Below are 25,267 nucleotides of genomic sequence, written 5' to 3'. Positions count from 1 at the left end.
GCAGATGTACCAGCCTCGAGAACATTTCCCGTCGGGCCACCGTTTCGGCCTCGAATTCGGCGGAGCGGTCCTCAGCTTCGAGCGCGTGGCCGACGTGTTGCGCCGCCAGTGGCCGATCATCGCTGCCTGCGTCGGAGCCTCTATGGCGCTGGTCATCGTCTACCTGCTCATGGCGAGCCCCATGTATACGGCAAATGCCCGTATCATGATGGATACGCGTCAGGCACAGGTGTTGGACAAGGACAGCAACACCGGCAGCGCGCTGATCGACACCGGCTACGTCGACAGCCAGGTCGAAATCATCAACTCGGACGACCTGATTTTGTCCGTCGTCCGTCGCCTGAAGCTGACGGAGGATCCGGAGTTCAATGGCTCCAAGCCGGGCCTCCTCTCCCTCGTCCTCGGCAAGATCACCTCGCCGTTCGGCTCCGGCGAACCGCCGAGCCAGGAGCGCATCGAACATGCCGTGGTCGAACAGGTTCAGAAGAACCTGAGGACCGAGCGCGTACTGACGACGTATGTCTTGTCGCTGAGCTATCGCGCACGAAGCCCCGACACGGCCGCCAAGATCGCCAACGCGATCGCCAACGCCTACCTGGTTGGCGCCCTGGAGGCCAAATATCAGTCCACCAAGCGGGCAACCGAATGGCTTCAGCAGCGCAGCATCGAGCTGAGCGAGCAGGCATCGGCCAGCGACCGCGCCGTCCAGACCTTCAAGGCCGAGAACAACATCGTCGGAACCAGCCGCGGTCTGATGTCCGAGCAGCAATTGTCGGACCTGAACACGCAGCTGGTTCAAGCACGGGCCGCGACCGCCGAGGCCAAGGCCCGGCTTGACCGGATCGATACGATTTCCGATCAGGATGTTGCGCAATCAACAGTGACGGACGCCCTCAACAATTCCGTGATTACCCGTCTGCGCGCTCAATATCTCGACCTCCAGGCCCAATATGCGGACTGGTCCAGGCGCTATGGCAAGCAACATCTTGCGGCAGTCAATTTGGCCAACAAGATGGAGGAACTGCGCAAGAATATCGCCGATGAGCTGCGTCGGATTGCAGACGCCTATCGCAGCGACTACGAGATCGCAAAGAGCCGGGAGGCCTCGCTCGAGAAGAACGTCAAGGAACTCGTAGCGCAGGCCGGCCACACCGGCCAGGCCGAAGTCAAGCTGCGCGATCTCGAAAGCGCGGCCGACACCTATCGCAACCTCTACAACAACTTCCTCGAGAAACTGCAAAGCGCGACGCAAAATCAGAGCTTCCCGCTCAGCGAGGCGCGTCTCATCAGCACCGCCACCAAGCCGGATCGCAAGAGTTCGCCGCGGACGATGCTGGCGCTGGTGGGGGGCCTGGTGGGCGGTCTCTGTCTCGGCTTCGGCGTCGCATTCGCGCGTGAACTGCTGAGCGACGTGCTGCGGACGCCCAGCGAGGTCGAGGACGAACTCGGCGTGAAGTGCCTCGGCGTCCTGCCCGATATTCGTCACGCCAACAAGACCGGCCCGTCCGATCTGTCTCGCTACGTCGTCGATCATCCATTCTCGCGGTTTGCCGAGACGTTGCGCAACATCAAGGTTTCGATCGACGTTGCGCGCCTGACCCGCGAGATCAAGGTGATCGGCATCGTCTCTTCCCTTCCCAAGGAAGGGAAGACGACCGTGGCTGCGAACTTCGCCCAGTTGATCGCTCTCACGGGTCACCGCACGGTTCTGATCGACGGCGATCTGCACACGCGCTCACTGACGCGAGAGCTCGCGCCCAACGCCAAGAGCGGACTTGTGGAAGCGCTCAACGACCCCACGAGCCTCGGCTATCACGTGCAGCGGAGCAAGGAGACCGGACTGGATTTCCTCCCGTCCGTCGTCGCTTCCCGCATGGTGAATTCGGCCGACGTCATTGGTTCGAAAGCGATGGCCGAGTTGCTCAAGGCGCTGAGAGAGCATTACGAATATATCGTGATCGATCTCGCCCCGGTGATGCCGGTGGCGGACTCGAAGGCCGTCAGCTTCCTGATCGACGCCATGGTCTACGTCATCGAATGGGGCCAGACGACGCGAAGTGCTCTTCAGGAGTCGGTTTCCGGGTCGGAAGTCCTGCAGAAGAAACTGCTGGGCGCCGTGCTCAACCGCGCCAACCCGAAAATGCTCAAGCGCATCGAGGCCTACAAGGGCAAGCACCACAACAGCTACTACGTCGAGCACGCCTGAAGAAGCGCGATGCGATCAGGATGAATCGTCATCGCGCCTTAGGTTGCTGTTCAAGCATGATCTTCGAAAACCCCTGCGCGCACTTTCCGGATGACGCTTTAGTCTAGGCGGAGGCGCGGCGCCGCGCCTCACGCTGGTGCGGGCGGCAGGATGTGGCCGGGTATCGTGGTCACCTCCTCGACGGGAGAGCTCGAATTGCACTTATGCGGAGCATTCCTCCGGCACAAACCCGGCGAGGACGCCCGGCATTCGGTGAGGGCAGAACCCTTCGGCCCAATCAGTCCTTATCACGCTCCGGCCAGATTGGCATCGACTCGGAACAGGCCACGCGCTTGCTTATCAGCCCGTTGGTCGAGCCAATCCTGTCAGGAAAACCCTGCCTCGGAAACCCGGTGGAGCTTGGTTCCGTTCGGCACCCGATCTCCGTAATCGTCCGGAATCCACAACTTGCAGTAATTGCTCTAGCCAAAAGCAAGGATTGACGACTACGGTGGCGGCTGGGAGAGTGCCCTATTGACAGCCATCTACCGACAAGACGTGACAATCCAGTGCTTGATGGCCCAAAATGCCGAAACATTAGGCATCTTTCTTTCCCGGTTCCCTGAGACCCAGTCTCGGATCATACTCGCGGTTCTTTCCGGTAGGCTCGGATGCTGATCGTCCTCACGATTCTGACCATTTGGGTTCTGCTCAACATTCTGTTCGTGTTGATCGTAGTTCCCCCCCGCAAACCGCTTCGGCGGCCTGTGGCGACGACGCTCTCACCGGCGCCTATCGAGCCAAACCGGCGCGAGATCGAGCAGGACGAACCTGTCTCGATTCGCCACATCATCGTCTCGGTTGCAATGGGGGCCTTCTTCGTCCTCGTGCCGCCGTTGCTCGCCCTGCGCGATGCGATCATGCGACTGATCGGCAAGTCGCCGCGCAATGGAACCTGAGGCCCCCGGGTTGCGGAGGCTCCATTAGTTTGGAAAGCGGCTAATAGGCTTCCTGGAACATCACCGCGGACGCCGTGCGGGCCATGATCTTCAGGTCGAGCCAGATGCTCCAATTGCTGACGTACCAGACGTCGTATTCGACCCGCTTCTCCATCAGATCGATCGTCGGCGTCTCTCCCCTGAATCCATTGACCTGGGCCCAGCCCGTCAGGCCCGGCTTCATGTGATGGCGGTAGACGTACTTGCTGATGAGCTCGTCGTAGTAATTGTCATGGGCGAGCGCGTGCGGACGCGGTCCGACCAGCGACATGTTCCCACGCAGCACGTTCCAGAGCTGCGGCAACTCGTCGATGCTGGTCATGCGCAGGAAGCGCCCGATCTTGGTGACGCGAGCATCCCTCTTGGTCGCCTGGGCAATCGTTTCTCCGTTCTCGCAAACGGTCATGGTTCGGAACTTCCAGATCTCAAACGGCTTGCCGTTGAAGCCGCGGCGGGACTGCCGGAATATGACGGCTCCCGGGGAATCCAGCTTGATCAGCACGGCAACGGTCAGCAGCAGCGGCGTCAGCAGCACGAGCGCAAACAGCGCGACGCCGACGTCGAGACAGCGCTTCTGGAGCCGCTCGAGAATCGTGAGCGGCGGTCGCTGGATCTCGACCGCCACGGTTCCGCTGACCGGCAGAAAGGGACGGGTCACCAAGTCGGCAACCGGGTCGTCCGGCAGCAGGCGAATGGGCTGCGGGACGGCACGCAAATACGGCCCCAGCTTGCGCAACATCGGCAATTCGTTCCAGTCGATGGCAAGCAGATATTCGTCGACATCAGCCGAGCGCGACTGACGGATGACGTCGCGAATCTGTCGCTCCCATTGGCCATCCTCCCGGTCGGTTCCGAGCACGAAATGGCGCATGACGTCGAAGCCGTTCCTCCGCAGATCCTTGAAGCGGCTCGAGGTGAAGTCGAGCGGCTTCAGGCTGAGCAGGATCACCTTGCGGTCGACCAACCGGCTTCTCGCAAAGCTCGTGCCGAACACGGCCTGCCAGGCGAAGCGGAGGCTGATCAAGCCAAGCCCGCCGATCACGGCGAAGACGATGACGGTGCCGCGCGAGAGGTTGTCCGTCGATTTCAGCAGGAAGGCCGCAACGGCAAGGATCGTGAGCGACGTCAGCCAGATAAACACCGCCATTCGAAGCTGCCATACGAGATTGAGCAGGCGGTGCGTCGAATAGACGTCCCGGAAATAGGCGATCCCGACGAACACCACACCGACGAACAACCCGGCCCCGACCGATGCGCCGTCGGCAGGCGAAGCGACGGCCGCACCATATAGCGCCCCTCCTGCTGCATAACTCAACAGGATCAACAGGAAGTCGGCGGCGATGACGACGATCTGAAAGGGCCTCTGAAGAGCGCCGCCACGCGCAGATGACAGCGCATGAGCGTTCTCAGAACCATAAGTTGCAACAGCCATTCGAACCTCTGCTTATCGAGAGAGTGCTTGACGCTCATCGTGATGCTGAAGACTCGTCACTTCCCCGCACTGAAAGTGTTGTTTGATCGCAGCGACATTGTGGCGCTGCACGCAAAAACTTTTGCAGCGCACGGACGATGCGCATATTGAAATACGCGGTGAAATTCAGCGCGCCGAAAATGTCGTCACAGTGCTGACATACGAGCGGGCGGACTGCCGCATTTTGAATCAGATTCCGTATCCGATGCGAGGCCCGGTCGTTGCAGGAGCGTCTGTTCGCTCAAGTATGAGGCGCTGTGATGCTTCGTCGAAGGCACTCGGGTCGTCCGCGGGAATCTCATCGGATTCTCCATCTACGGATGCATACGAAATTCTGTGCCGAGCCATGCAGCTTTGCCGCCTGCTTCGGGCCAGCGATGCAATTCCTGCGCGCCGATCTTGTTCCTGCAATCCGCCGCGAAGCGAGGTCGGCAAAAAATGCCGCGCCCTTCTTTTGGCGTGATCCGGTCGGAGAACCAGGCGCGGCCCCACCGAATTCGCGTTGTTCGCGTTGGATGGAAGCTCTCCGGTGCCGGCGACTTGGGGATTTTCTCAACCACCGATCGATTGAGCGCCATGAAACCTCTCGCACGACCACGTCCGTCCATTCCCAAACCGCAATTGCCCGATGGAGTTCGCATCTATGCGATCTCGGATATTCACGGCTGCGCGCATCTGCTCGAGCCCATGCTGCGGGTGATCGACGCCGACGTTGCCCACAGCCGGCCGCGCTATGCCGTCGAAGTGTTCATGGGCGATTACATCGATCGCGGCCCGGATACGCGCTCAACCCTCGACATCCTGGTCGAGAGAAGTCGGCGGGGAAATGCGGTTTTCCTCAAGGGCAACCACGAGGCCTTTCTGGTGAGGGTATTCGAAGACCCCTCTCTCTTCGAGGACTGGATTGCCTTCGGCGGGACCCAGACATTGACGTCCTACGGGCTTGCTCCGCCGGATCTCAAGCGCGACGAGCCGGCATCGATCATGCGCGATTTGATTCGGGCGATGCCGACCGAGCATCTGGAATTCCTCGACAATCTGCGGCTGAGCTTCAGTTGCGGGGACTTCTTCTTCGTCCACGCCGGTGTTCGCCCGGGCGTCCCGTTGGCCGAGCAGACGGAGCGCGATCTGCTGTGGATTCGCGAAGAGTTCCTGCGGAGCGAAGAACAGTTCGGCAAATACGTCGTGCACGGCCATACGCCGGTCCGAAGCGCCGAATTCCTGGCGAACCGCGTCAACATCGATACCGGCGCCTATGCGACCGGCAACCTCACTCTGATGAGCATCCAGGGAAGCCGCATGCTCGCGGTGTGACGTGGGGGCACCCACTTGCCACCGATGGGAGAGACGGCTGCGCCCCGATGGCGCGCTAGTTGAGCAGAGGCGGCTGCTCCAACCGCGTCCGGGCCATCCAGTCGCTCCAGGCTCGTTCGTGCTTGACGTAGAGCTCCACCCAGCGTTCGCCGTGCTTGGCCTGCCGGACCCGAGCCGCCTCGCCGAGCAAGTCGGCGCCCGGATGCGTATCCGGCTTGTCCAGCGCTTCGAACTCGATGGTCTCCGAGATGGACAGACCCACAAGCACGCGCTGTCCCGCGCCATCCACGATGTAGCGCCGAGGCGCATCCTTCTTGGGCTCATTCATGCGATCGCGCCCCCATTCGATTTAGTGAGAACCCCGCGCCCCGCCGCCAAACCGAATCGCACCTAAAAGGCGCGTCGGGCATGACCGAACGTTGATGTGGGAGTCGAGGTCCGGCCGGATGAGGTTGCAACCCTTCGTTGCACGCGCCACGCGCGCAATACGTATCCCAGGATGAGGCCAGCGCCAAAGATGGAAGCAGAGACAAGTGCAGAAGTCATGGAGAGTCGTCCCGGATAATCCGGGGACACATCAAGACCGAGCAGTGTGTCGACATCATGATTCTCCGGTGACTTCCGGCGCCGAAAGATTGTTCACGCCTCGACCTTCTCATGTGCATGCGAGTCAATGCCGCGTCTGATGTCCCCTCACCTTTTCTCATCTTGGGCGGCAACTGCGTATCAGAGTCTAAGAGACGCATTTGCGATCATGCGGGTTCGAGCCTTTCTCGTCCGCAGCGTTTGGAGCGGGTCTCTCCGGCCGTACGGCTATTTCGGTCCGATCAGCGGGCCGATGCCCTTGCAACCGTCCGGCGGACATCGCATTATTCGCATCGCATTGCATGAGGGATTCAGTCCAATGAACTTCCGCGCCATTATTCCATCCATTGCCCTGTCTGCTCTCGGCCTCACCTTGACGGCATCCATCGCGCCAGCCGCCGAGTTCGCGCCTGCTCCGTCCCATCGGGCGGCCGCGGTCCAAGGCGGAGTCGTGCTGTGGGATGACGTCTATCCGCCCGCGATCTATGGTCCCCAGCTTCGCCCCGTCGAGGAAGTCGCAGCCATGAAGGCGCAGGCACGGCCGGTGTCCCAGCGCTGGTGGGGGTACTGGTACGTGCGGTAAGCGCAAGAGCGCTTGGGCAACCGCCAGCCAACGGCGCTCGATCATCAACCGCCGCAACGCCGAGCAATCGGTAGCGGCGGTTCTTCTATTTGCCGCCGAGAAGTCTGCCGAGGTGGCGAGACTGTTCGGACCAGCCATGCCGGTCAGGAAGCATGAGTTCACGCCCCTGGTGAACCTTATGTTCAAACTAAGCGCCACGGTTCGACCGAGGCCAGAGCCGCGGCGGTGTCCATGGGCTACTGATCCGGATGCCAGGGGGTGGTCTTTACAGACTGTCCCCGCAGGGGAAGTAGAAGCAGCCGTTCCATCCCATTGTCGGACAATCGTCTCGCCAGTATCGATGCCGGCGCATTTTGCGAAGAACCACGGAACGCTCTTGCGTTCCGTGGTCGGGTTCGGTCCGCTATCGATCAGACGAAGCGGAAGTCGTCTGCTGACAGCGAGGCGATCTGCAGATTAGCCAGCGTCACAGTGTTGTCGGCATCGAACGTCACGACGACGTCCTTTCCGACCTGCGTGGTGTGCGACATCACTTCGGCGAAGTCGGCGAACAGGCTGCTCGAGAATTGCAGCACGTCGGCCGAGCCACCGGTTGTGGCGAAGTCGGTGACGGTGTCCTTGCCGAAGCCGGCGGCGAACGTGAACACGTCGGCGCCTGAGCCACCGGACAGGATGTCGTTGCCGGCATCGCCCGCGAGGATGTCGGCACCCGAGCCACCCTTGATGGTGTCGTTGCCGGCACCGCCATTCAGCATGTCGTTCTCGGAGCCGCCATCGATGTTGTCGTCGCCGTCGCCGCCGGAGACGACGTCGACCCCCGAACCGCCCTTCAACGTGTCCTTGCCGACGCCACCCTCGATCACGTCGTTGCCGGAGCCACCGTCGACGCTATCGTCGCCTTCGCCGCCACGCAGCGTGTCATTGCCGGCACCACCGGCGATGACATCGTTACCGGCTCCGCCATCGAACATATCGGCGCCGTTGCCGCCTGTGACATGGTCCGCACCGGCACCGAGCACGAAGCCCTCGATGCCGCTGAAGTGGTCGGTGCCAATGCCTGCGCCGGTCGCGGTGCCGGACACCAGGTTGATGGTGACCGCACCGGTGGCGTCGGACAGATCCAACAGATCCTGACCGAAGCCGCCGTCGATGGTGTCGTCACCAGCACCGCCACGGAGCACGTCGTCGCCGAAGCCGCCGAGCAGCACGTCGTCACCGGCGCCGCCGATCAGCAGGTCATTGCCAAGGCCGCCATTCAGGGTGTTGGCTCCGGCCGAGCCGATCAGCGTGTCGTCATACGCCGTGCCTACCGCGTTCTCGATCCCGGCGAGATGGTCGGCGCCCGGGATGTAGCCGGGATAGTAGGCCAGCCCGGAGTCGAGATCGATCGTCAGCTTGAACGAGATGTTGCTGTAGTCGATGGTGTCGACGCCGTCGCCGCCATCGTAGCGATCCAGACCATAGCCGCCGATGAAGGCGTCGTCGCCGGCGCCGCCGAACACCAGATCGTTGCCAAGGCCGCCGACGATCGTATCGCTGCCGCCGGTTCCGGTGCGCAGCGTCCAGGTGCCGTCGGCGAAGCCGAGTTCCTCGATGTTGCTGAGCGTGTCGGTGCCGTCGGTGCCGGCCTGATCAGCGATGTTCACCGAGCCATCGGCGTTCAGCGTCATCGCGTAACCGGCAATCGCGCCGGAGAAGGTCGCGGTGTCGGTCCCGGCGCCGCCGTCGATGATGTCGTCACCGGCACCACCAATGATCAGATCGTCGCCGTCGTTGCCGTAGATCTCGTCGTTGCCTGCATCGCCGTAGACGGTGTCGTTGCCCTGGTTGGCATAGATCCGATCGTTGCCTTCGCCGCCGTGGATGGTGTCGTTACCGAACGAGGTGTAGATCTCGTCATTCCCGGCACCGCCGTCGATCTCCATGTTGGTCGAGATCCAGTCGTTGGAGATCAAGATATCGTTGCCGTCGCCGAGCAGGATCTGGCCCTGGATATCGGACCCGATCCAGATGTTGACGAAGTCGTCGCCGGCGCCGAGATCGACCTTGCCGACGATCTTGCCGGTGTTGCCGAGCCTGTCGTTGCCGTCGCCGAAGCTGACGTCGCCGGTGATGACGCCGGAGCTCTGGTTGATCAGCTCGTCGGCACCGGCGCCGAGCAGGACGTCGCCGGTGATGATGGCGCGGTTGACGATCAGATCGTCACCCTCGCCCATGTTCACCGCTGATCCGCCGGTGGCGGTGATCGAGCCGTCATTGCTCAGCGTGTCGCTGCCGCCGCCCATCGAGACGCCGCCGACGATCTGACCGGTGGCGCTGTTGGTGAGGCTGTCGGCATATGTGCCGACCAGGTTGATCGCCTCGTTGCCGCGCAGGTCGAACCGCGCCGCATCCTCGGGGGTGACCCCTTCCGGACCGTGGCCGTCACCCTTGATCAGGCCGTGGTTGACGATGGTCGTCACCCCCAGCGCGTTGGCGTTGCTGGAGTTGTCGACCTGGATCGCACGGCCGTAGCCGTAGATCTCGCCGCCGGCATTGTTGACGATGCTGCCGCCGCCGATCGCGATCGCTTCGGAGACGTTCGGCTCGCCGTCGTGATAGCCCTCGGCGCCGAGGCCCGAGATCTTGCCGTAGTTCACGATCTGCACCAGACCGTCGACATCGATGGCGTCGCCGTCGCTGTCGGACAGTTCGGCCGAGCGGCCCTCCATCACGCCGTGGTTGGTGATGAACGCCTTCTGCGCTTCGGTCCCGTCGGTGTCCAGGTTCACGGCGGACCCGTTGCGGCCGATCATCGTGCCACTGTTGATGACGGTGACGGCATTGTCACCGGTTACAGCGTGACGCGAACCTTCCATCCAGCCACCGGCATAGTTGGTGACCTTGCCGCCGGTGTCGCTCTGGAAGTCGATCAGATCGCCTCCGCCCACGAACGTCGGATCCGTCGTGATGGTCCCCCAGTTGTTGACGATTCCGTCAGTGCCCGGGCGGATCACGTCGGTATCGCTGCCGTGCTGGCGGATGACGCCCCCGGCAAGATTGTTGATCACCGCCGACGCGCCGTTGTTGTCGAAGGTGCGGAAGTCGATGACGCGGCCGTTCGCTTCGATCACGCCGGCGTTGTTGACGATGATGGTCGCGTCGGCGTGACCGGCCCGTTCCGGGGTCAGCGCGCCGCGGACGACGCCGCCGGCCTGGTTGTTGAGGGTCACCGAGCCGGTCGCCCCCGCCGTGGTGGTGAGCGCACGGGTCGAGCCGGAGATCTCGCCGGCATTGTCGATGACCGCGTTGCCACCGCCCTGCCAGACGATCGCGTTGCCGGACGCAGAGAGCGCGCCGCCGGCCTCGATGGCGACGTGATCGTTGTTGTCCACGACGAGGCTCGAAGCCAGCGTCGCGCCGCCCTGGATCGTCACATCGTCGTACGATGCCGATCCGGCCACCGACCAAGTGCCTGCGGCCACCAGCAGGTTCTCGACATTGAGCGTGGCGATCAGTTCCGCCGTGCCGCCGCCGATCAGCTTGACGGTGTCGTTGCCGGCGCCGCCGTCGATCGAGCCCGGCGCGGGGTCGTCGGTGGAGACGATGATGAGGTCGTCGCCGTCACCGGCTTCCGCGGTGTCGCCGGCACCAGCCACCAGTTCGTCGTTGCCGTCGCCGCCTTGCAGGGTGTCATAGCCTTCGCCGCCGATCAGGACGTCGTCGCCCTCTCCGCCGGTCAGGGTGTCGTCACCGTCGCCGCCCACCAGCCGGTCGTCGCCAGCGCCACCGTCGAGCGTGTCGTCGCCTGCACCGCCAAGCAGCGTGTCGTCGCCATCGCCGCCAGACAGGGTATCATCGCCCTCGCCGCCATCGAGCTGATCGTCGCCGCCGAGCCCGGCGAGGACGTCGTCGCCCCCGAGGCCGGTGAGGACGTCGTCACCGAGCGCGCCGGCGAGTTGGTTGTCACCATCGTCGCCGACCAGCACCAGCGCTTCGGTTTCGAGCACCGTGTCTTCGCGGTAGTCGAGGTTCTGGATGCGCTCGTCGTGCGCCCGATCGGTGTCGGCGACGTCGTAGGGCGTGTCGGAGTAGTTCGTCGCCATGTATTCGGCGAAGGCGTCCTGCTCGGTGCCTTCGGTGGCGAAGTTCGCTGTCTGACCGGCATCCGGAACCAGGTCCGGCGACAGATTGACGACGTTGGCAAAGGTGGGATTGGCCGCAATGAAGCTCGCGAACGGATAGCCGTCGCCGCCGGTGAGCAGGAAGCTCAAGGTCACGACCCGGATCGCCATGTCCGCATCGACCACCAGTTCGCCGTTCGCGACCAACGCCAGCACCGGGTTACCGTTGTCGTCGATCAGCGCTGCCGACTGCACGCGGTTGCCGGCCGGCAAATCCTTGTCGAACGAGAACGCGATGCCGCCGACCTGGGCGAACTGGCCGGGCGTCGCGGTCGCCGTGGTCGCCGCCACTGCGTGCTCGAGCACCTTCAGCAGCTGATCCGCGGTCACCGTGACCATCGAGAGCGCGTTGTTGAAACGCAGCGAGTTGGCGATATCGAGCTGCGACACCTCGCCCGCCTCCTTGCCGACGCTGGTGTTCGCCAGCGGCGGGCTCTCCACCGCCTCGCCGCCGACCGCATAGACGTAGCCGATCGAATCGCGGATTCCGCCGCCGTTCTTGATCGAAACCAGCACGGTCGGGTCGACCTTCTGGGCGTACCACAGGTTCGCATCGGCGGAGAGGTCGCCGAGGTTGGTCTCCTCGGTGCGAGCCTCGCTGCGGCGGCCCTCGAGATAGACGTCGGTCTTGCCGAAAGTGTTGCCGTCCTGCGCGTCGATGATGCCGCCCACCGCCTGGGCGATGTCGTTGACCAGATCGCCGCGGCCGCCGTCGGCAAAGGCATCGGCGTCGTCGGCATCCACGTCGCCGTCATGGTCGACGTCGACCGTGGTATTGCCGTCGTACAGCGAGGCGACCACCTCTTCCGTGCTGGCGTAGGCGCCGTTGACCGCCGAGTTCGCGGTGTAGATCACGTTGCCTTCAGCATCGAAATCGACCACCAGTCGTCCGACATAGGAGTATTCGCCGGAGGTGTTGACGATCAGCGTGGTTTTGCCGTCGGCGTTCGCGGTGACGATCGGATAGGTGTCGGCGGCGGTGTCGCCGGCACGGAGCGTGTCGGTCTCGTCCGCCAGCAGCGTGTGCGAGCCGCCGGCGACGATGACGTCGACGCCGTGCAGCAGGGGCGCCAGCGCCTTTTCGAGCGCGAGCTGCTGCAGATGGCTGACCAGGATGATCTTGTTGATGCCCTGAGCCAGCAGACCGTCGATCGTGGGCTGCAGGATTGCCGCCAGCGCCGCCATGTCATCGACATTGTCGCCGATCACTTCGACGCCGCCGGTCGAGGAGATGCTCTGCACGATCTGCGTGGTCGCGCCGATCACGCCGATCTTTTCGCCGTTCTCCTCGATGACCGTGGCCGGCGCGATCTTCTTGCCGATCCCGGCCACCGGCGGGAAGCCGGTGTAGGCGTCGGCATCCTGGATCGTGCCGGTGTAGACCGAAGCGAGATTGGCATCGGCCGAGAAGTCCAGATTGGCCGCGAGGTACGGGAACTGCGCGCCGGGATAGCCGGCGGTCTGCTTGATGATGTCGGCGAACGCCTTGGTGCCGGCGTCGAATTCGTGATTGCCGATCGCCGAGGCCTGCACTCCGATGATGTTCAGCATCGCCATGTCGGCGGTGCCGAAGCCGGCCGAGATGTTGAGCGTCCCGGCAGCGAGGCCGTAATAGGTTTCCAGCGCGGTTTCGTAGACCTCCTTCAGCGAGCTGTCGCTGCCGGCGCTGAAAAACGGGCTGGGAATGAAATTATCGCCCGAAGACAGCGTGATCGAGTTCGCGTAGGTCTCCTCGAGATAGTCGACGATGGCCGCGAAGTTGCCGGCGCGATCGACTGCGTTCAGACCCGCCTCGAAGTCCGATGCATGCAGGATTTGCAGCGTGTAAGCCGGTGTCGGCTCCTGTTCCCCGAGATTGAGGCCCACGATCACCGGATCGTGGTCGGACACCCGGATCGAGGAGTCGCCGTCGAAGATCGAGGTGTCGCGGCCATAGTCGGTGTTGTAGTCGAGCGCGTCGGCCTCGTCGGCATTGATGTGCCAGGTGGTCACACCGGACACCTGCGTGCCGAGGCTGGCATTGGCGAAGGCATAGTCGAGCGTGCCGGTCTGGCCGTCGAACACATAGGAATAAGCGCCGTCCTCGCGATCCTGCAGATTCTCATAGCCCGCGCTCTCGATGAGAGCGGTCGACTGCTCCTTGGCGTAGCCGTTGAAATCGCCGAGCAGCATCACGTCCGGATCGCCCGAGCCGGTCGGATCGCTCGCCGCCCAGGCGGTCAGCGCGGTGGCGGCCAGCTCGCGCTGGTTCTGCCAGTTGCCCTGGCCGTCGCCCTGATCGGAATCGGCGCCGGAGCCGGTACCGCTCTTCGACTTGAGATGGTTGGCGATCGCCGTGAAGGTTTCGCCGGTCGCAAGCTCCTCGAAGGTCACCGCGAGCGCGTTGCGGCTGGTGTTCTCGCCGTCGAACACCGCGCCGACCGTGCTCTGCCCGATCAGGCCGCCGAGGCCGAGGCCGGGCAGGTCGGCGTCGTTGAGGATCTCGATGGTCGTACCGTCGGCGATCTTCACCGCGGTGGTGTCGTAGATGAAGCCGACCGCGATGGCGTCGCCGCCAACGAACTGCCGGCCGGGATCGACCCAGGCATAGGTGCCGGTCCCAGCCACGGCATTGAGCTGTTCGACCAGATACTTGATGGCATTGCCGGACGATGCAACGGAGAAATCGTTCTCCAGTTCGGTCAGCGCCAAAACGTCAACGTCCATGTCGAGGATGGTCGCGACCAGCTTCTCGGTCTGACGTGCGAACTCCGCGGCGCTGTCGGCGCCGCGCGGCGCTTCGCCGATCGCGGTGGTGCCGCCATTGTCCAGCGTGGTGAAATAGTTCAGCACGTTGAAGCTCGCCACCTTCAGGCGGCCGCCGACGTCGTCCGGCGCATCGGTGCGCGGATTATCGCCGGCTCCGAAGGTATTGGCGCCATCCTCGACCGAGCGGATCCGCCAGGTCGCCCCCGAGGCGGAGTTGCCGGCCCATTGATAGTCGAGCACGCCGGTCAGGCCGGTGACGGTGTCGCCCATCCGCACCGCGTCGGCGGTGCCGTAGTTCGGCGTGGCGGACGGGTTGTCGTTCGGATCGAAGCCGTCGAGGTTGTTGATCGCGGCGTTCTGGACGTTCAGGCCGTCATCATAAGTGATGGTGCGGGCACCGAGCTCGGCCAGGTATGCCTGGTAGGCGGCGGTATCGGGCGCGTTCTCCTGTGTGAACTGTTCGGGCCGTTCGCCCGCCACCAGTTTGATCTCGTTGAACCGGTCGAGATTGTACTGCTCGGTGACGGTCAGGGTCTGCGGGACCGTGACCAGCATGCCTTCATAGGCTTCAAGATCGGGCTGGTAGTCGCCGTCCTGGCTCAGCGTGGTGCCCATCGACGGCAGGTCGATCTGCACCGCCATCGTGTCAACGTCGGCCACCGCGCCGGCCTGGACGACCGAGATGTTGCTGGCGGTCAGCTCGGTCAGACCGAAATATTCGCTGATCGAGCCGGTGACGCGCACCCGGTCGCCGATCTGAACGTCGGTGGCGCCGCCGTAGACGAATATTGCCTCGGAGGTCAGGACATTGCCGTCGGAATCGGTGGTCTCCTCCTGGAGATAGAAGCCGTTGAGATTGCGGTCGGCGTCGGCATCGCCGTTCTGGAAGTCGCCGACCACGATGGCTTCGACGGTCACGGTCTGACCGACCATGCCGCTGCTGGCTCCGCTGCCCTGAATCGCGCTGATCTTGGTAATGCCGACGTCATCGTTGACGATGGTGCCGGTCGCCGTCGCGGCGCTGCCGATCGTAGTCGTCACGGCCACCGAATTGGAAGCGTTCTGCAGCGTCAGCGTGAAGCTCTCGTTCGCCTCGTTGTCCGTGTCGCCGGCGACGGTGACGGTCACGATCGCGGAGGTCTGTCCGTCAGCGATGCTGCCGCTGAAGCTGGCCGGCTTGCCGCCGACATAGTCGGCCGCATCGGTCTGCGCCGAAGCGATCGTTCCCGAGAACGCGACGTCGCCCGTGGTGCCGCCGGTGCGCTCAACGGTGAACTGATAGACGGTCGGACCGCTGTTACTTTCGTCATGCGACACCGTAATCGAACCCGGCGCGAAGGCGACGTGCTGGGCTTCGACCGACGATTCGGACGAACTGGTGACGCGGATGTCGTCGATACCGACCCATTCGTCATTGCCGACGGCGTTGGTGGTCAGAATGCGAACCTGGATATCATTGTGGCCGTCGACGGCGGCGGGCAACAGCAGATCGAACGGCGTCACCATGGTCGCGGCGCCGCCGGTGGTGGTGTCGGCGGCGTAACCGCCCGGAACGTTGGTCCACGACCCGCTCGAACCGAGCCGGTACTGCACGTTGATCTGCTGCGCGGAGTCGTCCGTGCCGGCGTCGAGGTCGCGCGCATTGAAGCTCAGCCGGACATCTTTGCGGCCGGTGGCGTCGAGATGGATCACGAGGCTGGGGGCATCCGCGCTGTTCGAGCCGTTCAGCGCCACCGTCGGGTTGGCGATCTGGAATTCGGCCACACCGCCGTTGGTGATGGCGGTGTTGGTCTGGTTGGCGATGACGTCGACGTCTCCCGACGACGATCCGGTAGCCGTGCGCGCGTCCACCCCGGTGGCCGAAACGACATCGTTGCCGAGATAGCCGACGATCGATGCGACTCCCGACCAATCATCGTTAGTCGTGATGAGGCCGGTGTTGGACCAATCCTGCAGGAAATCGCCGTTCGCCAGGACATGAGGGGTCGTCGACATGTATCGCACTCCAGCGCTTGAGAAGAAGACGTCGCGGATCACCGCCTCACGGCATGCGTGAGGACGCGGTCCGGACGGCCGATCGTTAACGGATCGTTAATGCGCGTTGATAGAATGCCGACGACAACAGATCGGTGACTGCTTCTTAACGGGTCGGTGAAGTCGCACTATGGAAAGTGACGCGAAGACCGCGCGAACCAACGACTCCTTGCGGCGTGCTCGACGCTCGGCCGGCGGCGATCGCCATTGAGTCATCGCGTTAAAGCTTGATCAGTCCACCGCGAGGGACGACCACGCCAGGCTTCGGTTGCCGGCCGGTGCGGCCGAACTCCGAACCAGAGCGGCGTTTCGTCGCAGGGTGTCGCGCCTCGTTGCCACTGGAATGCGTTTTCGCGCACGCGCCGCCTTGTCATGCGCCTGACGTTGAAGCTCGCTAACGAACGCCGACCGCACCGACCGTGACGGTCCGACGTCGTTTTGAATTTGAGTATCATGACCGCAACAACGTCCTCCGCGTCGTCTCCCGCATCCGGCGATCTCGCGTCGGCCGCGATCGCCTCCTGCAGAACGGCCTTTCTGACGGTGGGACTGTTCTCGGCGGTGCTCAATCTGCTGATGCTCACCGGCTCGATCTACATGTTGCAGGTGTACGACCGGGTCATTCCTTCGCACAGCATTCCGACCTTGATCGCTCTGTCGATCGCGGTGGCGGCGGCGTATGCGATGCAAGGACTGTTCGACCTGCTGCGTCAGCGCATTCTGACCCGGATCGGATCGGCACTACACGCCGCGCTGTGGCAACCGGTCGTCCGCAACATCCTGCGCGCGCCGCTGCGCGGCGGCGGCGCGAATCGCGGCCTGCAATTGTCACATGATCTGGACTCGGTCCGGTCGTTCCTTTCCGGGCTCGGCCCGACGACCCTGTTCGACTTGCCGTGGATGCCGCTGTATCTCGCCGGCTGCTTTCTCCTGCATCCTTATCTCGGCTGGACGCTGGTCGCGGGTGCGGTGCTGCTGTTCGGGATCGCGCTGCTCACCGAGGTGCTGACGCGGGCGCCGACCCGGGACGCGTCGCGTGCCGGCGCAATCCGCGGCGTCCAGCTTGAAGCCGGCCGGCGCAACGCCGAAATCGTGGCCGCGCTGGGGATGGAGCAGCGGTTGATCGACCGGATCGGCGTCGCCAACGATGATCTCGTCGCCGCCCAGCAGCGCAACGCCGATATCGCCGGATCGCTCGGCGCATTGTCGAAAGCGCTGCGCTTCATGCTGCAATCGGCGCTGCTCGGCCTCGGCGCCTACCTGGTGATCGAGGGGCTGGCCAGCGGCGGCGTGATGATCGCCGCGTCGATCATGGGCAGCCGCGCGCTCGCGCCGGTGGAACTGGCGATCTCCATCTGGCGTCCGTTCCTCGGCGCGCGACAGGCGGGCCAACGGCTCCGCGCCGCTCTGCGCGACGGCGCCGCCCCGACCCCCGACGTCGCGCCCGAACGCGCCGTCCACCGGCTCACGGTCGAGCAGGTCACGATCGCCGCCCCCGGCGGCACTACCGCGATCGTGCACAACGCCTCGTTCGCACTTGAAGCCGGCCAGGCGGTCGGCATCATTGGCCCGTCAGCCGCCGGCAAATCGACGCTGGCGCGGGCGCTGGTCGGGATCTGGCCGATCGCACGCGGCGAGATCCGCCTTGATGGCGCCACCCTCGACCAGTGGCCGGCAGAAATTCGTGGCGGCATGATCGGCTATCTGCCGCAGGACGTGGAATTGTTCGACGGAACGGTGGCGGAGAACATCGCACGTTTCGACCGGGAGATCGACGAGGCGGCGGTGATCGCCGCGGCGAAGGCCGCCGGCGCCTACGAGATGATCCTGAAGCTGCCGAAGGGGTTCGAGATGCGGATCGGCGAAGCCGGCGCCACCCTGTCGGGCGGCCAGCGGCAGCGGATCGCGTTGGCGCGCGCGCTCTACAAGGATCCGTTCATGGTGGTGCTCGACGAGCCGAACGCCAGCCTTGACGCAGAAGGCGACGCCGCGCTGACCGACGCCATCCGGCGTGTCCGGGCTCGCGGCGGCATTGCCGTCATCATCGCGCATCGACCGGCGGCGCTCGCCGCGGTCGATCTGGTGCTGACGTTGGCGACCGGCCAGGTGCAGGCGTTCGGCCCGAAGGACGAAGTGCTGCGCAAATCGCTCGCCGCTCATCCGGCGCCGGGCGGCGCGGCGCTGCAGGCGGTGCCCGATGCGCGCCCAGTTCCGGCCGCCGCCGTCAGTTGAGGACCTCCATATGACAGCCCCCCGCACGCCCGAAGCTCGCCGCAACGATCCGTTTCGCGATATCCGGCGCGCCACCGGCCTCGGAATAGGCACGCTGGCGATCGTGGTGTCCACCGCCGGCGTTTGGGCGGTGACCGCGCCCCTCGCCAGCGCCGTGATCGCGCCGGCGCAGGTGGTGGTCGACAGCAACGTCCGCCGGATTCAGCATCCGACTGGCGGCGTGGTCGCCGAAATCTACGTCAACGACGGCGATCAGGTTCGGGCCGGCGACATGCTGGTCCGCCTCGACGAGACGATGTCGCGCGCCAACCTTGCGTTGATCGAAAACCAGCTCAACCAGCTTGGGGTACGTCGTGCCCGGCTGCAGTCCGAGCAGAACGGCCGCGACGCAGTGGTGCTGCCCGGCGATATCACCGCACGCCGCTCCGTCGCCGCGATTGCGGAGATGATCGAGGGCGAGACCACGCTGTTCGCCCGGCGGCGCGAGGCGATCAGCGGCCAGCAATCGCAGCTGCGCGAACGCAAGGCCCAGATCGCGGACGAAATCCGCGGCCTGGAGGCGCAAATCGCGTCGAAGCGCGAACAGATCCGCTGGATCGAAACCGAACTGGAGGGCGTCCGCGAACTGTACGAAAAGCGTCTGGTGCCCTATGCGCGCCTCACTGCGCTCGAGCGCGAAGCCTCCCGCCTGACCGGCGAGGAAGGCCAACTGATCGCCGAGATCGCGCGCGCCAAGGGCCGGATCACCGAAACCGAGCTGCAGATCATCCAGCTGGTTCAGGACCAGCGCCGCGAGGTCGCGACCGAACTGCGCGACGTCGAGACCAAGCTTGCCGATCTCGGCGAACGCCGCATCGCCGCGATGGACCAGCTCGATCGCGTGGTATTGCGCGCGCCGCAGGACGGTCTGATCCATCAGAAATCGGTCTTCACCGTCGGTGGCGTGATCACCGCGGGCGAACAGCTGATGCTAATCGTGCCGAAGGATTCGCTTGTGGTCGAGGCCCGGGTCGATCCTCTAATGATCGACCGGCTCAAAGTCGGGCAATCCGCCAAGCTCCGCTTCAGCGCGTTCGACGCCGCCGTGACCCCCGAGCTCGACGGCACGCTGACGCGGATCGCTGCCGATCTGACCAAGGAACAACAATCCGGTGCGGCTTACTACGTCGCCCGCATCAGCCTCGACGCGAGCGAACTCGCCAAGCTTGAGGGCAAGGCGCTGGTGCCCGGCATGCCGGTTGAGGCCTTCATCCAGAACGGCGTGCGGACGGCGATCGCCTACCTGCGCAAGCCGTTGGAAGATCAGCTCGCCCGCGCGCTGCGGCAAAAATAGCCCGTGTCCCTGTCGCCACCGTTGCGCAGCATGCGGCCGGACTCCACGGGACGATATCCCGACGTTCGAAGCCGAGCTGTTGATTTCCTTCAGCAGCATCATGCGTCGAAGCTGTGCTCTGTCTAGGAGCGAAGCGCGAGGATCTACTCGTAGGAGTCCAGCTGCTTGCGCAACGCCTCACGTTCCTCAACTAGCTCTCGGATTCGTCGAGCATTGTCAGACTGGGTCTCCTGCCACTCGATGCGGTCCTCGGCAGTCCACAGGTAAGACTCGCGATTTAGCCGAGCTCGCTCTGCCCTATCAAACTCCGTGAGAAGTTTGATGTCGCGCTCAACCCGGTCCAGCTGTTCCTGGAGAGTTCCAGGCACCAGCCGTTCCCTCGGCTCAGCGTCTAGCCCATTTCGATTTTCCGAGTGTTCGGCGTAGCGTTCGATAGGCATTCACTCCCCTCGGGCGCACGGATCGCCGCTCGGACATCACCGCAAAGGTTGCATTTTCTGAGTGTACCTAGTCTTACTTTTCGATTGAGGTAAAACGAGGACGGCTGCGACGCAACCTTTGGTCTAGAACGGCCGAGAACTGTGGGTGATGGATCCGGAACACCTCACCGACGAACACGGGGGCGGTCATGTCGAACCCCGCGCATCGAAGGTAGTGACTTCCAACAATCCCGTGGAAGCCCATTTGGGCCTTGCGCGCTTCGCGGAGACAGCAGCTGCGCAAGAGCCACGCAATGCACATCCATAAGTTGATTTTTATGTTGATAACAACCAAAATGTAGGCACTTTGAATTAAACTAGGATTAAAGTGACGCGCGGAATCCGTCTGGTAGTCGATTCGACGCGACGGAAGCCGAAGATCGCGCGACGAACCGGCGCTGCTCATATGGGACTCTGCGATGAAGCCGGCCCAAACGCCCGAACTCACTGATGGCATCGCCAAACCATCCAATCGCTCCGGCTCATTCCATGGGCTGGTAAATCAACGCCCTTTGGTTGGATGAATTGTGCTGGATCTGGATTATGATCTGCACGTCGTCGGCTGGAAGACGACGTCGGGCCAGAAATCCGAGACCTGCAGCTCAAGCCAACTAGCTGCGCGGGTCGGACTGCTCCGAGAGTGCATTGCAGGTTTTGGTCCCACCGGACACGAGGCGATCGCGCACGACCCGCGCAGGCTCGCCAATGGCCACGACCTCGGGAGGAACGTCCTTGAGTACGGTGCTCCGCGCGCCGACCACGGCGCCTCTGCCCACCTTCACGCCCGGCGCAACAAACACGTCGCTTGCGATCCAAACTTGATCGCCGACCACGATCGGGGCGGTGATATAGCTGAACGCGAGGTCGTCCATGTCATGCGATCCCGTGCAGAGGTAGGATCGCTGCGAAATCACCGAATGAGCGCCGATTGAAATGTAATCCAGGCTGTACAGCTCGACGTGATCACCAACCCAGGAAAAGTCCCCTATCTCAGTCTTCCAGGGGTAGGTCACCCGCACCGTCGGGCGCAGCAGCACCTTACGGCCGACCTTTGCCCCGAACAGGCGCAATAAAAAGCGCCGCCATGCAAAAAATGGCTGAGGCGAAAGTGCAAAGAGCGTCGATTGAACGATCTGCCAAAGCGCCACGACGAGCGCTCCCCGTCCGCGAAACCCCGGCGGTACACGAAACTGATCCAACTTCTGGAACTCGCGCATTCTGGTAAGTTCGGCCGAGAGGGGGAGGACTATGCTTCAGCGGTTGTCTGTGGCGGATGCCTGGGTCATCAGGTAGGCCTCATAGGCGCGCCGCATCCCCGCCTCCAAGGGAGTCTCAGCCTGCCACCCGAGTGTTGAGAGACGACTGACATCAAGCAGCTTGCGCGGCGTTCCGTCAGGACGAGTCGGGTCAAAGACGATGTCCCCTCGATAGTCGACGATACCGGCGATCATGTGGGCGAGCTCAGCGATGGTGATGTCACTGCCAGTCCCGACGTTGATTGGCTTCTCATCGGAATAGTTCTTCATCAGGTGAATACAAGCGTCGGCCATGTCGTCAACGAAGAGAAACTCGCGACGCGGCGAGCCGCTCCCCCAGACGACGACACTCTTGCTTCCGGCGACTTTGGCTTCGTGAAAGCGTCGGATCAGGGCCGCTGCGACATGGCTGTATTCCGGGTGATAATTGTCCCCGGGACCATAGAGATTGCTTGGCATCACGCTAATGAAATCAGAGCCATACTGACGCCGATAAGCCTCCGCCATCTTGATGCCGGCGATCTTGGCGATCGCATATGGCTCGTTGGTCGGCTCGAGCAGACCAGTCAAGATCGAGTCTTCGCGCAACGGCTGAGGCGCAAATTTTGGATAGATACAGGATGAACCGAGAAACATCAGCTTCTCGGCACCGTTTGCATGTGCAGCCTGGATCACGTTGGCCGCGATTACGATGTTCTCGTAGATGAACTCGGCGCGAAGCTTGTCGTTCGCGGAAATTCCGCCCACCTTGGCCGCTGCGACGAACACGACCTGCGGCCGCATCCTTGCGAACCAAGCGAACACCTGAGCTTGGTTGATCAGGTCGATTTCGGTTCGCTCCGCGGTGAGCAACCGTACGTTTTCCCGTGCGAGCCTGCGCACGAGCGCAGCACCGACCATCCCGCGATGCCCGGCGACGTAGACGCTCTTGCCTTTCAGATCAAACTCTGTGGCTGACACTCGATAGCTCCCGCCTTGCATCTTTCAGATCGCTTGCCACCATCTCTTGTACGAGCTGGCCGAACGTCCGCTTGGGTTTCCAACCCAGCATCCTGTTCGCCTTGCTGGCATCGCCAACCAGAATGTCCACCTCGGTTGGCCGGAAATAGGTCGGGTCGATTCGAACCACAGTCTTGCCGCTGCTTCTGTCGATGCCAATCTCATCAACGCCCTTGCCGCGCCATTCGATCTCGCGTCCTACCTCCCTGAAGGAGAGTTCAACCATCTCGCGCACCGAGCGGGTCTCGCCAGTGGCAAGCACGAAATCGTCCGGCTTGTCCGCCTGCAAGATCAAGTGCATCCCTTCGACATAGTCCTTGGCATGCCCCCAATCTCGTTTCGCCTCGAGATTGCCGAGGTAAAGCGTGTCCTCGATCCCGACCTCGATGCGGGCCACAGCGCGCGTGATCTTGCGGGTTACGAACGTCTCACCGCGGATGGGGCTCTCGTGGTTGAACAGGATGCCGTTGCTGGCAAACATCCCATAGGCCTCACGGTAGTTGACCGTGATCCAGTATCCGTAGAGCTTCGCGACACCATAGGGCGAGCGCGGATAGAACGGCGTCGTCTCCCTCTGCGGGATCTCCTGCACCAGCCCATATAGCTCGGACGTGGATGCCTGGTAGAACCGCGTATCCTTCTCCATGCCCAGGATGCGGATCGCCTCCAAGAGCCTCAGTACTCCGATTGCGTCGGCGTTCGCGGTGTATTCAGGGCTCTCGAAACTGACGCCGACATGGCTCTGCGCGGCCAGATTGTAGATCTCCGTCGGCTTGATCTGCTGCACGAGCCTGATCAGATTGGTGGAATCCGTCATGTCGCCATAGTGCATCAGGAACGGCACCTCACCAACATGAGGATCCCGATATAGGTGATCGACGCGGGCAGTATTGAAGGAGGACGAACGCCGTTTGATGCCATGAACGACATAGCCGAGCGATATGAGGTGCTCGGCGAGATACGCACCGTCCTGTCCAGTAACGCCCGTAATTAGGGCAACACGTCCACTCATGTGCGAAAACCTGCCGTTGACCGCCGGGATTGGAAACAAGTGCGATGACGATGGAGTGGCTCAACCACCGGAGACATGTAGAAGCGACCTTCCATGCGGGTCAATCGTAGCAGCGACTGATCATTAACGCAGGAGACATCCTGACGTGTCGCGTCAGGACAGAGGAAGAGCGTCATTGATCGATGTCGCCGCCTTCTCGGAAGCCACGCCCGGCCCGGGTTCAGATCTGCCCGGCCGACCGCAAATCGAACTCATGCTGGCGATCCAGCGACGCACGATGGTACGGCGGTCCCAACGCTCGATGGAACGCTTTCGTCCCTCTGCACCGAGCCTCTCGCGAAGAGAAGGATCTTCGCTCAACTGAAGAATGGCATCTGCAAGCGATCGAACGTCTCCCGCCGGAACCAGCAAACCGGCACCCTGCACTTCGGCAGCAAGCCCGGTGCCCCTTTCTGCCATAGCGACGACGGGACGCGCGGACGCAAACATCGCCCCCAACTTCGACGGCAATACAAGATCGGCCGCCTCCGCCCTCTGCGGGACTACGTGAAGATCAGCCGTCGCGAGTAATTCGTTGAAGCTTTCGTTCGGCTGCAGTCCCAGAAAATGGACATTCGGATTCTCGGAAGCCATCTCCACCAGCCTTGCCTTGTGTGGCCCTTCACCTGCCAGAATGAAATGCAGTCGCGGATTGCGGCGAAGAAGAGCGGCGGCTTCGACGAGGAGGTCAAGTCCTTGCTTGGCCGACATGGTCCCTGAGTAGAGCGCAACGACGTCATCTTCGCCGATATTCAGGGATGTACGATATCTGGTCTGCTTCGGACGCGGAACTATCGCATCCGTGTCGATCCAGTTCCGGATCTCGGTCGTTCTTTGCGGATCAACGTCTTTGTCCCACAAACGCTCCACCATTTGCGGGCAGATGCTGGAAACGCGATCAAACGATCTGAGGACCGCCGCCTCGGCCTTGAGCATCACCTTCCGCAATGAAGCATTCCGGAGCAGTCCTAGCCCGTATGCGGCATCAACTTCGAAGTCCTGCACATGAAGCCACGACTTAGCATCGATGCGACGAGCAACAAAGGAAGCAAATCGGGCCGACATCAGCGACGGCGCGACGGAAATGATGATGTCGGGCCGCCAGTAATAGGCATCGATCAGCACCGGCACCAGGCTTGTCAGTGCAAAGGACAGGTGATGAATCAGACGCTTTGCACCAGTCGGCTGCTTGGGAACGTAGATCGGCGCTCGCATGACGCCGACGCCCCCCCGCATCGAGCGCCTGAAATAGGAGGCATTCAAACCGGCGGGGATGCTCCAGGCCGGATAATAGGGAGGCGCCGTAACGACCCTCACCTCATGGCCCTCGGCAACAAGGCTTTCGCAGAGCTCCGTATTGTATTTGGCCACGCCGATCAGATCGGGAGCGTAATTGATGCCGACCAAAAGAATACGCATTCAATCCAAATCCTGAACGATAACTCGTATCCAAAACTCGAGACAGCCAAGGATCACCGCATTGGCTCCACAGCCTCCGCTGAACGATCGCTGCCGCAGCGGCTAGTCGCCGCTTGAACTCCGGTGCGAAATCAAGGGGGCCACGCCCGGTACGGGCCCGCAAATCATCATCGGAAGGAAAAGCTTCGCTCCGCATCGACACGCCACGCTTCTGCCGATCTTGGCAGCCCGACCGAACTCAGGCCCGCAGTCCGAGAATCTTCGGGCCAGAGCACGCGCTTGCTCGGGGCGCCAGTCTGTCGCTCCCCACACTTTCGCTTGCGACGTGGTGGCAGCTCTCATTAACGGAGTAAAGAAACGATCATTTTAATGATGAACACGCGCCGTCAAGCGCGGCGGGCGCAACGGGGGCTTTCC

Annotated in this window: 14 protein-coding genes; 7 read left to right on the top strand and 7 right to left on the bottom strand. The window is 62.9% G+C overall.

The genetic code is table 11. The features are described from left to right. Positions 1-4 precede the first annotated feature (4 nt). A complete protein-coding gene (locus ACYCVF_RS09235) occupies positions 5-2,206 on the top strand; it encodes a Wzz/FepE/Etk N-terminal domain-containing protein (protein WP_459606541.1) in 2,202 nt (733 codons plus the stop codon). Between the two features lie 650 nt (positions 2,207-2,856). Then, entirely contained in the window at positions 2,857-3,144 is a 288-nt protein-coding gene (locus tag ACYCVF_RS09230) for a hypothetical protein (protein WP_459602773.1), read from the top strand. Between the two features lie 40 nt (positions 3,145-3,184). Here the strand turns inward: ACYCVF_RS09230 and ACYCVF_RS09225 are convergent, their stop codons facing one another. After that, entirely contained in the window at positions 3,185-4,615 is a 1,431-nt protein-coding gene (locus ACYCVF_RS09225; protein WP_459602775.1) for an undecaprenyl-phosphate glucose phosphotransferase, read from the bottom strand. A gap of 27 nt (positions 4,616-4,642) precedes the next feature. Here ACYCVF_RS09225 and ACYCVF_RS09220 point away from each other — a divergent pair, with 27 nt between their 5' ends. Further along, entirely contained in the window at positions 4,643-4,765 is a 123-nt protein-coding gene (locus ACYCVF_RS09220) for a hypothetical protein (protein ID WP_459602777.1), read from the top strand. A 465-nt stretch (positions 4,766-5,230) separates the two neighbouring features. Continuing rightward, positions 5,231-5,968, top strand: a complete 738-nt coding sequence (locus tag ACYCVF_RS09215; RefSeq protein ID WP_459603388.1) for a metallophosphoesterase family protein — start codon at positions 5,231-5,233, stop codon at positions 5,966-5,968. Positions 5,969-6,023: 55 nt separating this feature from the next. On the opposite strand, the gene ACYCVF_RS09210 is transcribed toward ACYCVF_RS09215, so the two are convergent. Then, the gene (locus tag ACYCVF_RS09210) at positions 6,024-6,296 is read right to left on the bottom strand and encodes a hypothetical protein (RefSeq protein ID WP_459602779.1); all 273 of its coding nucleotides are present in this window, start codon (positions 6,294-6,296) and stop codon (positions 6,024-6,026) included. Positions 6,297-6,872: 576 nt separating this feature from the next. Here ACYCVF_RS09210 and ACYCVF_RS09205 point away from each other — a divergent pair. Further along, on the top strand, positions 6,873-7,136 hold the full coding sequence (locus ACYCVF_RS09205; protein ID WP_459602781.1) for a hypothetical protein: 264 nt from the start codon (positions 6,873-6,875) through the stop codon (positions 7,134-7,136). A gap of 410 nt (positions 7,137-7,546) precedes the next feature. Here ACYCVF_RS09205 and ACYCVF_RS09200 read toward each other — a convergent pair whose 3' ends face one another. Continuing rightward, a complete protein-coding gene (locus ACYCVF_RS09200) occupies positions 7,547-16,042 on the bottom strand; it encodes an ExeM/NucH family extracellular endonuclease (RefSeq protein ID WP_459606540.1) in 8,496 nt (2,831 codons plus the stop codon). A gap of 492 nt (positions 16,043-16,534) precedes the next feature. Between ACYCVF_RS09200 and ACYCVF_RS09195 the strand changes: the two genes are divergently transcribed. Further along, entirely contained in the window at positions 16,535-18,313 is a 1,779-nt protein-coding gene (locus tag ACYCVF_RS09195; protein ID WP_459602785.1) for a type I secretion system permease/ATPase, read from the top strand. Positions 18,314-18,323: 10 nt separating this feature from the next. Then, positions 18,324-19,646, top strand: a complete 1,323-nt coding sequence (locus ACYCVF_RS09190) for an HlyD family type I secretion periplasmic adaptor subunit (protein ID WP_459602787.1) — start codon at positions 18,324-18,326, stop codon at positions 19,644-19,646. Positions 19,647-20,736: 1,090 nt separating this feature from the next. Here ACYCVF_RS09190 and ACYCVF_RS09185 read toward each other — a convergent pair. The 4 genes from ACYCVF_RS09185 to ACYCVF_RS09170 form a co-directional block, all read right to left on the bottom strand. Further along, entirely contained in the window at positions 20,737-21,342 is a 606-nt protein-coding gene (locus tag ACYCVF_RS09185) for a WcaF family extracellular polysaccharide biosynthesis acetyltransferase (RefSeq protein WP_459602789.1), read from the bottom strand. A 36-nt stretch (positions 21,343-21,378) separates the two neighbouring features. Continuing rightward, positions 21,379-22,341: a GDP-L-fucose synthase gene (fcl, locus tag ACYCVF_RS09180; RefSeq protein WP_459602791.1), complete on the bottom strand. Its 963-nt coding sequence runs from the start codon at positions 22,339-22,341 to the stop codon at positions 21,379-21,381. Next, positions 22,322-23,392 carry a GDP-mannose 4,6-dehydratase gene (gene gmd / locus ACYCVF_RS09175; RefSeq protein ID WP_459603389.1) on the bottom strand — a complete coding sequence of 357 codons (1,071 nt, stop codon included), beginning with the start codon at positions 23,390-23,392 and terminating at the stop codon, positions 22,322-22,324. Before gmd ends, fcl begins: the two co-directional genes overlap by 20 nt. Before the next feature lie 153 nt (positions 23,393-23,545). Further along, positions 23,546-24,850, bottom strand: a complete 1,305-nt coding sequence (locus ACYCVF_RS09170; RefSeq protein WP_459602793.1) for a WcaI family glycosyltransferase — start codon at positions 24,848-24,850, stop codon at positions 23,546-23,548. Between the last annotated feature and the right edge of the window lie 417 nt (positions 24,851-25,267).

The organism is Bradyrhizobium cedriense, from assembly GCF_054602315.1.
Note: the sequence above shows the minus strand (reverse complement) of the source record. Positions and strands in the feature narration are given on the sequence as shown.